9 protein-coding genes are annotated in these 8,882 nt (G+C 60.5%); 1 reads left to right on the top strand and 8 read right to left on the bottom strand.

Features of this window, described 5'->3' with window-relative positions; all coding sequences use genetic code 11:
- Positions 1-214 precede the first annotated feature (214 nt).
- A complete protein-coding gene (aqpZ, locus tag B2M20_RS05455; RefSeq protein WP_079446066.1) occupies positions 215-928 on the bottom strand; it encodes an aquaporin Z in 714 nt (237 codons plus the stop codon).
- Positions 929-1,195: 267 nt separating this feature from the next.
- Here aqpZ and rpsU point away from each other — a divergent pair, with 267 nt between their 5' ends.
- Positions 1,196-1,483: a 30S ribosomal protein S21 gene (gene rpsU, locus B2M20_RS05450; protein WP_079446065.1), complete on the top strand. Its 288-nt coding sequence runs from the start codon at positions 1,196-1,198 to the stop codon at positions 1,481-1,483.
- 83 nt (positions 1,484-1,566) lie between these two features.
- On the opposite strand, the gene B2M20_RS05445 is transcribed toward rpsU, so the two are convergent.
- The 7 genes from B2M20_RS05445 to B2M20_RS05410 form a co-directional block, all read right to left on the bottom strand.
- The gene (locus tag B2M20_RS05445; RefSeq protein WP_079446064.1) at positions 1,567-2,394 is read right to left on the bottom strand and encodes a hypothetical protein; all 828 of its coding nucleotides are present in this window, start codon (positions 2,392-2,394) and stop codon (positions 1,567-1,569) included.
- 243 nt (positions 2,395-2,637) lie between these two features.
- Positions 2,638-3,087, bottom strand: a complete 450-nt coding sequence (locus B2M20_RS05435; protein WP_079446062.1) for a DUF3606 domain-containing protein — start codon at positions 3,085-3,087, stop codon at positions 2,638-2,640.
- A gap of 29 nt (positions 3,088-3,116) precedes the next feature.
- A complete protein-coding gene (locus B2M20_RS05430) occupies positions 3,117-4,514 on the bottom strand; it encodes an NAD(P)(+) transhydrogenase (Re/Si-specific) subunit beta (RefSeq protein ID WP_079446061.1) in 1,398 nt (465 codons plus the stop codon).
- Positions 4,515-4,686: 172 nt separating this feature from the next.
- Positions 4,687-5,004: a proton-translocating transhydrogenase family protein gene (locus B2M20_RS05425; protein WP_011314297.1), complete on the bottom strand. Its 318-nt coding sequence runs from the start codon at positions 5,002-5,004 to the stop codon at positions 4,687-4,689.
- Between the two features lie 117 nt (positions 5,005-5,121).
- A complete protein-coding gene (locus B2M20_RS05420; protein WP_079446060.1) occupies positions 5,122-6,252 on the bottom strand; it encodes a Re/Si-specific NAD(P)(+) transhydrogenase subunit alpha in 1,131 nt (376 codons plus the stop codon).
- A gap of 95 nt (positions 6,253-6,347) precedes the next feature.
- Positions 6,348-6,500, bottom strand: coding sequence for an aa3-type cytochrome c oxidase subunit IV (locus B2M20_RS05415; RefSeq protein ID WP_079446059.1), 153 nt, complete (start codon positions 6,498-6,500; stop codon positions 6,348-6,350).
- 396 nt (positions 6,501-6,896) lie between these two features.
- On the bottom strand, positions 6,897-8,768 hold the full coding sequence (locus tag B2M20_RS05410; protein ID WP_079446058.1) for a M3 family oligoendopeptidase: 1,872 nt from the start codon (positions 8,766-8,768) through the stop codon (positions 6,897-6,899).
- Positions 8,769-8,882: the final 114 nt, after the last annotated feature.

Below are 8,882 nucleotides of genomic sequence, written 5' to 3'. Positions count from 1 at the left end.
CTTGATCGGCCATGGCCACCTCAGCCGGTGCGCGCTTGCAGCAAAAGGCTGCGCGCACCGCTGCTCAGTGACCTCTCCTCAGTCCTTCCGTAGGTGCTACGGCACTTGACTGACAACGCGCTTACGCCGAAACGCTCATCATGCCCGGAGAAGAATCTTCACCGGGGAGAGGATTGCCGGGCCAAGCCCGGCAATGACGCTCAGGAATAACCCGCTACTTTCCCGCGACGACGCCTTCCGGCTCAGTGCTCAGCCCGCGATAGACCACGCCGCCGATGATGCCGCCGATCAGCGGTGCTACCCAGAACAGCCAGAGCTGCTCCAGAGCCCAGCCGCCGACGAACAGTGCGGGACCGGTGCTACGCGCCGGATTCACCGACGTGTTGGTCACGGGAATGCTGACAAGGTGAATCATCACCAGCGCAAGTCCGATCGCCAGCGGCGCGAAACCCGCCGGAGCCTTGCCGTGGGTCGATCCCATGATGACGAACAGGAACATGGCCGTCATTGTCACCTCGGTGATAAAGCAAACCATGAGGTTATAGTGACCGGGCGAGTGCTCGCCGTAGCCATTCGATGCGAAACCCTTGGTTACGTCGAATCCTGCCGCACCGCTGGCGATCACATAGAGCAGCGCCGCGCCAGCGACCGCCCCGATCACCTGCGCAATAACGTACGGCACCACTTGCCCTGCCGGAAACCGGCCACCGGCGGCCAAACCCACTGTGACCGCTGGATTGAGATGACAGCCTGAAATATGCCCGATCGCGTAGGCCATGGTGACAACGCTCAGACCGAAAGAAAAAGCCACGCCCAGCAGCCCGATGCCGACTTGCGGAAACGCGGCCGCGATGACCGCGCTGCCGCATCCCATAAACGTCAGCCAGAAAGTGCCAATCAGTTCGGCCACGTATTTCCTGACATCCATGACACGCCCTCCTCGGTTGCGGGGGATCACACCACCCGGATTCAGGTTCCATAGAAGCCCGATATGAGGCTTCCTAAAACCCCAATGGTTGTTCTTTGGGGGAATTTCACCTGAATTTTTGGCTTTTTCCCCCGCGCCCAACGATCGCCTATGGTGGACATCCGCGCCTTGATCTGATACATCGGCGCCCTTGACGCTGAGGGCTTGGCCTTTGTCGGCCCTTCGCTGTCTGAAAAACTCTCACCGTAGTTGAAAAGAGGATGCCGCGTGCAGGTTCTCGTTCGCGATAACAATGTCGATCAAGCCCTCAAGGCGCTGAAGAAAAAGATGCAGCGTGAGGGAATTTTCCGCGAAATGAAGCTCCGCGGCCATTACGAAAAACCCTCGGAAAAGAAGGCTCGCGAAAAGGCCGAGGCCGTGCGCCGCGCCCGCAAGCTTGCACGCAAGAAGATGCAGCGCGAAGGTCTACTGCCCATGAAACCGAAGCCGGTTTTTGGCGCCGGACCTGGAGTCGGCCGGGGCGGTCCAGCCGCTGGCCCTCGTGGACCGCGCTGAACAATTACTACAAGTTCGACATTGAATTCAGCGCGGGCTTTAGGCCCGCGTTGTTATTGCTGCATGCTGATGGATTTCTGTGACTACCGCGGCAGCACAGTCTCGACGACCGCTTTCGCAGCCGAAAGCATATCGTCGGCGACAGCCTGAGCCCGCGTCGCCGGCGCTGGCTCGTTGGCCTTTAGATCGAACGGCCGAGATGCTTGCGGGATATTTTCAGGGGGAACCGGCAGCCGCGCACGGTCGGCCTGGTCGAAAAGCGTCCCTTCCCCAGCTCCGGCCGGATCAAACCTGCTTGTTTCCACTTTGGGCGTAGACGCTTGGATCGCTGATGGAAGCGACTCCGCCGCCTGAGGTGTGGCATGCGTGACCTCTTGGAGTCGTGAAGGCGCGACCGACTGACGATCGGCATCCTGCTGCGCTCGAGGAGGCCCCTCTGATCGAGGACGTACCGCCTCGACCTCCAAGGACGCCTCGGTCGTGTTGTGCAGCCGATCGATCGCGGCCCGCGCAAGACCGTTGGCATCCGCGGCCGAAGCCGCTTGTGCCGGAGCGGTCGTCATCGACCTGACCTTGGCAGTCTTCTCGCGCTGCGGCGTTTGGTGCTTTTTCGTGTCGGCCGGCAAACTCGCCGCCCGCTTCTCGGCAGGTTTCGCTGCGGCAGCCTCGGATGGAATCTTCTCGGGCTGGACCTTCTCGTCAGGCGCCGTGGCGCTTTCTTTCCCGGACATATCTCCCGCCCGGACCTTGGCCTCGGAATCGGTGTCGCCCGCTTTGTCGGAAATCGCGGCCGACGCCGCAGCAGCCGGCGGCGTATCCGGCTTGACGGCGATGTAATGGTTCACAATGTAGGCGGCTGTCACCGTCGCAATGATGGAAGGCAATATTTTTTCAACAAAGTATTTCAGCATGATCGGCTTCTCCCGCGCTGTCTGTGGGAGAGTTTTTGGGCCGATTAAGGGATCAATCGCGACGGATCGGAGGCAAACGGTGTTCCTCACCATTTCGTGTTACTTGATCCGGCGGCTTGCCGACCTATTGCGAGAAGTCGGGGTATTCGGGGACGACGGCGATGTCGAAACCCGGCCGGACCCAAGCACGAAAGCGAAACCACCAGCGCGGTAAAATCCACGCCGGCAGCGGCATTGGAAAAGTTATCTGGCGCGCTTACTGGCGCTCTTTTTTGCCTTTTTCGCCTTTACCTTCTTCACCCTTACCTTCTTCGCTGTTGTCTTCTTTTTGCCGGCAGTTTTCTTTCTGACGGTCTTCTTGGCAGCGAGAAGGGCGCCGACTTTCTTCGAGGAGCGTCCGACCTCCCCAACCGCGGCGCGAAGCCGTGCCGGCGTCACCTTGAACTTCTTCGACCAGTAGCTGACTTCATAGGGTTGGGTCAGCGCGATCAGTGCCCGGTCGTTCGTCGCACGTTTTTGCAGCTTGAGGTAGGCTTCGACTGTTTTGGCGGAGCGACCGACAGCCTTGACTGCGGCCTTCAGCTTTAACGGCGTGACTTTGAATTTTCTGGACCAGTAACGGACCTCGTAGGCCTCACCCAACGCGATCAAGCGACCGTCACTTCCGCCGCGCTTCGCCTTGTCATCCGCCATACCGGCCTCCACTGTTGAATAGCGCCGAATTACATTCCCTTGACGATATTCTCCGTCATCTTCTTGGCGTCGCCAAGCAGCATCATGGTGTTGTCCCGATAGAACAGTGGATTATCGATGCCGGCATAGCCCGATGCCAGCGAGCGCTTGATGAACATCACCGTGCCAGCTTTCCAGACCTGCAACACCGGCATGCCATAGATCGGCGAAGACTTATCTTCCTCCGCCGCGGGGTTGGTGACGTCGTTAGCGCCGATGACGAAGGCCACGTCGGCCTGCGCGAATTCCGAATTGATGTCCTCGAGCTCGAACACCTCGTCGTAAGGCACGTTGGCCTCGGCCAGCAGCACGTTCATGTGGCCGGGCATCCGGCCTGCCACCGGATGAATCGCGTACTTCACCTCGACACCCTCCTTCTTGAGGTTGTCGGCCATCTCGCGCAGCGCGTGCTGCGCCTGCGCCACCGCCATGCCGTAGCCCGGCACGATGATGACCTTCTGTGCGTTCTTCATGATGAAGGCGGCGTCATCCGCCGAGCCGAGCTTGGCTGGCTTCTGTTCACCGCTGCCGCCACCGGCCGCCACCGTCTCACCGCCGAAGCCACCCAGGATCACCGAGATGAACGACCGGTTCATGGCGTGGCACATGATGTAGGACAGGATCGCGCCAGAGGAGCCGACCAGCGCGCCCGTGATGATCAGCGCCGAGTTGCCGAGCGTGAAGCCGATGCCGGCCGCAGCCCAGCCGGAATACGAGTTCAGCATCGAAATCACGACCGGCATGTCGGCGCCGCCGATCGGGATGATCAAGAGCGCGCCGAGCAGAAGCGCCAGAATCACGATCAGCCAGAAATCGAGCGCGCTGCCGGACATCACCAGCCCGACGATGAAGAACACCAGTGCGAGTCCGAGCACGATGTTGATGATGTGACGTGCCGGCAGGATAATCGGAGCGCCACTCATGCGGCCCGACAGTTTCAAGAACGCGATCACCGAGCCGGTGAATGTCAATGCGCCGATGGCAACGCCGAGCGACATCTCAATCAGACTCTGCGCATGGATGTTGCCGGGTGTGCCGATTCCGAAAGCCTCGGGCGCATAGAACGCGCCAGCGGCCACCAGCACCGCCGCCATGCCGACCAGCGAGTGGAACGCCGCGACCAGTTCCGGCATCGACGTCATCGGCACCCGGCGCGCGATCACCGCGCCGATGCTGCCGCCGATCGCAACACCGAGGATCACCAGCACCCAAGCCACGGCGTCGGCGGGCGGATGCGCAGCGAGCGTGGTCGCGACCGCGATCGCCATGCCGGTCATGCCGAGGAAATTGCCTTTCCGACTGGACGCCGGACTGGACAACCCCCGCAGCGACAGGATGAACAAAACGCCGGCGACGAGATAAAGAAGCGCGGAGAGATTGGCGTTCATGGCGTCTGCTATCTCCCGGGCATTCCGTCATGCCCCGTCTTGCGTCGGGCATCCCGGCTTTTTCTTATCAATAGAACGCGGACATTCTGGTCATCCGCACGAAGACGCGCTTCACGCGCACGCCCGATCATCACGACTTCGCTTGCCGACAATCGTCCCATCGCGGATCGGCCTACTTCTGCTTCTTCTTGTACATCGCCAGCATTCGCTGGGTGACGAGAAAGCCGCCGAAGATATTCACGCAGGCAAAAACCAGAGCGACGAAACCGAAGGCCCGCGCCCAGCCCGAGCCTTCTGAGATCATGCCGACGCCGACGGCGAGCAGCGCGCCGACCACGATCACCGACGAGATCGCATTGGTGACCGACATCAGCGGAGTATGCAGTGCCGGCGTCACCGACCACACCACGAAATAGCCGACGAATACGGCTAGAACGAAAATCGACAGCCGAAAAACAAAGGGATCGACGGCCTGCACGACATGTTCCATGGAGGCATTCCTATTCGTCGTTTCCGAGCGTGCGAGAAGCGTGAACGGCAAACCCGGAAATGAACGCGCACGTCGTGTTCTCCGGAACAATCCGCTGACCGGCTGGGCTCATGATCATCATGCGCTTTTCGGCTGGAAGTTCGGATGAATGATCGCGCCATTCCGGGTCAGCGCGGTGGCCTTGACCAGTTCGTCGTCCCAGTTCACCGCAAGCGCCTTGGTCGTCTTGTCGACCAGCGTCTCAATGAACGAAAACAGGTTGCGAGCGTACAGGCTGGACGCCGAGGCGGCGACGCGGCCAGCGACGTTGGTAAAGCCTATGATCTTTACACCATCGAGATCGACGACCTTACCCGCCTGGACGCCCTCAATGTTACCACCGCGCTCAACCGCGAGATCGACCAGCACCGAGCCAGGCTTCATCGAGCGCACCATCTCCGCGGTCACGAGCCTCGGCGCCGGGCGTCCGGGAATCAACGCCGTCGTGATGATGATGTCCTGCTTCTTGATATGTTCAGTGGTTAGCGCCGCCTGCTTGGCCTGATACTCTTTCGACATTTCCTTGGCATAGCCGCCAGCGGTCTGCGCGTTCTTAAACTCCTCGTCCTCTACGGCGAGAAATTTGGCGCCGAGGCTTTCCACCTGCTCCTTGGTCGCGGGTCGAACATCGGTCGCGGTGACTACGGCGCCGAGACGGCGCGCGGTGGCGATCGCCTGAAGGCCAGCAACGCCGACGCCCATGACGAATACCTTCGCAGCAGGCACGGTGCCGGCGGCCGTCATCATCATTGGAAATGCGCGGCCGAACGCCTCGGCGGCCTCAATGACGGCCCGATAGCCGGCCAGATTTGCCTGGCTGGACAGCACATCCATCACCTGGGCGCGCGTGATACGCGGCATCAGCTCCATTGCGAAAGCCGACACACCGGCGTCCGCGATCTTTTTTAGTGCAGCCTCGTTTCCGTAGGGATCCATGATCGCGATCACCAGAGCGCCACGCTTGTAGCGCGCCAGCTCGGATGCCTCGGGCCGCCTCACCTTAATAACAAGGTCGGCGTCTTTCACGGCATCGGTACTTACCACCGCTCCGGCAGCGGTGAAGTCCGAATCCGGCACACCCGATTTAGTTCCGGCGCCCGGCTCGATTGCGACATCCGCGCCGAGCGCCTTGAACTTCTTTACTGTGTCGGGTGACGCGGCAACCCGCGGCTCCGACTCATCGATTTCCTTCGCAATCGCAATCTTCATGATGCCCCCCGCAGCCAACGGCCACGCACGACTAAAGCACCAGCCACGTTGCTAGCAATGGAAATCCAGAACGGTCAGAAAGGTCGACCGTACAATCAGGTGAGGAAAATCGCCATCAACGAGACAATGGTGATCACGGCCGCCGTGCCGATCGTCCCCATCTTGATGAAAGCCTTATATGTTCCCTCGTGCGCCGGGTAATCCATGCCGTCCGCCGTCGAGTAAACGATTTCGTTATGATCTGACACGTCAAGTCTCCAGCCAGGGTTGATCTTGCGATGGAGGAATTAGCGCAATCAGAGGGACAGAGCAACGGTGCGGCGGTCACCTTGGCGAAGTCATCGCCCCTTTATGTATAAAATATACAAATCCAGCCCCTCGAACTCGCCGGAAGCCAAGTTTTCCTGGCTTACGGCCCGCCCTTCGCCTGATGATTTCAACGGATAAAGGGGCAGCACCCCGCCTGTCCGGAACCAGACCTCCCTTCCGGTTGCCTTACGCATCTGTCCCGGTGGGCCGTTCGCGCCCTGAAGAATCCACTTCCCGCCAGAAAATACACGCTGCGATTGTAATTCAGCTCGGTACCGGCCTCTGAGACAAGACTGCGCCATTTTGCCGCGCAGCACGGCGGCCGATGGGCCAACCTATCCCATCCTCTCAAGCTCATCGATCATGCCGGCTATCACCGATAATCCGCCATCCCAAAATTGTGGATCCCTGGCGTCGAGCCCGAACGGCCTCAGCAGTTCGGAATAGTGCTTGGTGCCGCCGGCCGCGAGCATCGCCAGATAGCGCTCGGCGAAACCATCGGACGCGTGTTCATACACTGCATAGAGCGAGTTCACGAGGCAATCGCCGAACGCGTAGGCATAGACATAGAACGGCGAATGAATGAAGTGAGGAACGTACATCCAGAAGGTCTCGTACCCCGGCTTGATTTCGATCGCGGGACCGAGGCTCTCGCCCTGTACGCCAAGCCAGAGCTGACCGATGCGCTCTGCGGTGAGTTCGCCGCTCTTACGCTCGGTATGAACCGCGCGCTCAAAGGTGTAGAACGCGACCTGGCGCACCACGGTGTTGATCATGTCCTCGACCTTGCCGGCGAGCAGCGCCTGCCGTTGCTTCGCGTTCTTGGTCTGCGCCAGCAGGCGCCTGAAGGTCAGCATCTCGCCAAAGACTGACGCGGTTTCCGCAAGCGTCAGCGGCGTCGGCGCCATCAGCGCGCCGTTCTTCGCAGCCAGCACCTGATGCACGCCGTGCCCCAGCTCATGCGCCAGCGTCATCACATCGCGCGGCTTGCCCTGGTAGTTCATCAGCACGTAGGGATGCGCCGACGGCGTGGTCGGATGCGAAAACGCTCCCGGCGCCTTGCCGGGGCGCACAGGCGCGTCGATCCACCGGTCGGTAAAGAATCGCTCGGCAATGCCGGCCATCTCTGGCGAAAATTCGCCATAGGCGGTCAAAACCATCTTGCGCGCATCGGTCCAGGGGATGACGCCGGTGGCGGCGAACGGCAACGGCGCGTTGCGGTCCCAATGGGCGAGCTTCTTCTTTTTGAACCAGCGCGCCTTCAACGCATAATAGCGATGCGACAACCGCGGATAGGCCGCGCGCACCGAGGCCACCAGCGCATCCACCACCTCGCGCTCGACGCGGTTGTTCAGGTGGCGCGAATCGGCGACGTCGTGAAAGCCGCGCCAGCGGTCGGAAATGTCCTTATCCTTGGAGAGCGTGTTGGTGATGAGCGCGAAGGTTCGCTCGTTGGCCTTGAACGTCTTCGCCAGCGCCTGAGCAGCCGCTTTCCGCTTCTCCGGCGAGCGATCCTGCAACAGGTTCAGCGTTGGTTCGATCGCAAACTCCTTGTTCCCGACCCTGAATCGTAACCCTGCAATCGTCTGGTCGAATAATCTGTTCCATGCCGAGTAGCCGGTCTGCGACTTCTCATGGAAAAGCTGCTCGAGCCGATCCTCAAGCTGGTACGGCTTGTCTTTGCGACTATCCTCGATCCAGGGGCGATAATGCTCCAGCTCCGGCGCCTGCATGGCGCGCTCGATCACGTCATCGTCGATGCGGTTGAGCTCCAGCGGGAAAAATAGCAGATGCAGCGACGCAGCCGTCAGACGCTCCGAGACGTCGCCATAGAATTTCGAGATCGCGGGATCGACGCTGTCGCCAGCGTGTATCAAGCCTGCAAAGGAACTGAGCCGGCCCGCGAGATCGTCAATCGCCTCATAGCGTCGTACGGCTCCCGCAAGCCATACGCCGCCTTCAGGGCTCGACGTTTCCGTCGCGAGCTTGCCCTTGTAGTCCGCCTCAAAAGCCTTGCATTCAGCATCGATCCTGTCGAGATCGCGCGCGACCTCGGGCGCATCAATCCCGAAATAGAGATCCGCGAGATTCCACTCCGGCAGACCTCCCGGTTTCACGGCAACCGCTTTTTTGGCCGGCTTGCGGTGGGAGGCGGGTTTACGAGCGGTAGCGGATTTGCGTGAGGCGGAGGAAGTACGCGCAGCCATTATCGATCCAGACTTTCTCTATGAATACCGATCAACGGGAGAGCAGTTACGACATCATGATGGCACGGCGGCAAACCTTAAGAGCGAATTAATCACCGTCCGCCAGTGTGCCTC

It is taken from the genome of Nitrobacter vulgaris (assembly GCF_002028545.1).
GTDB classification, from domain to species: domain Bacteria; phylum Pseudomonadota; class Alphaproteobacteria; order Rhizobiales; family Xanthobacteraceae; genus Nitrobacter; species Nitrobacter vulgaris.
This window is presented reverse-complemented; position numbering and strand designations above follow the sequence as displayed.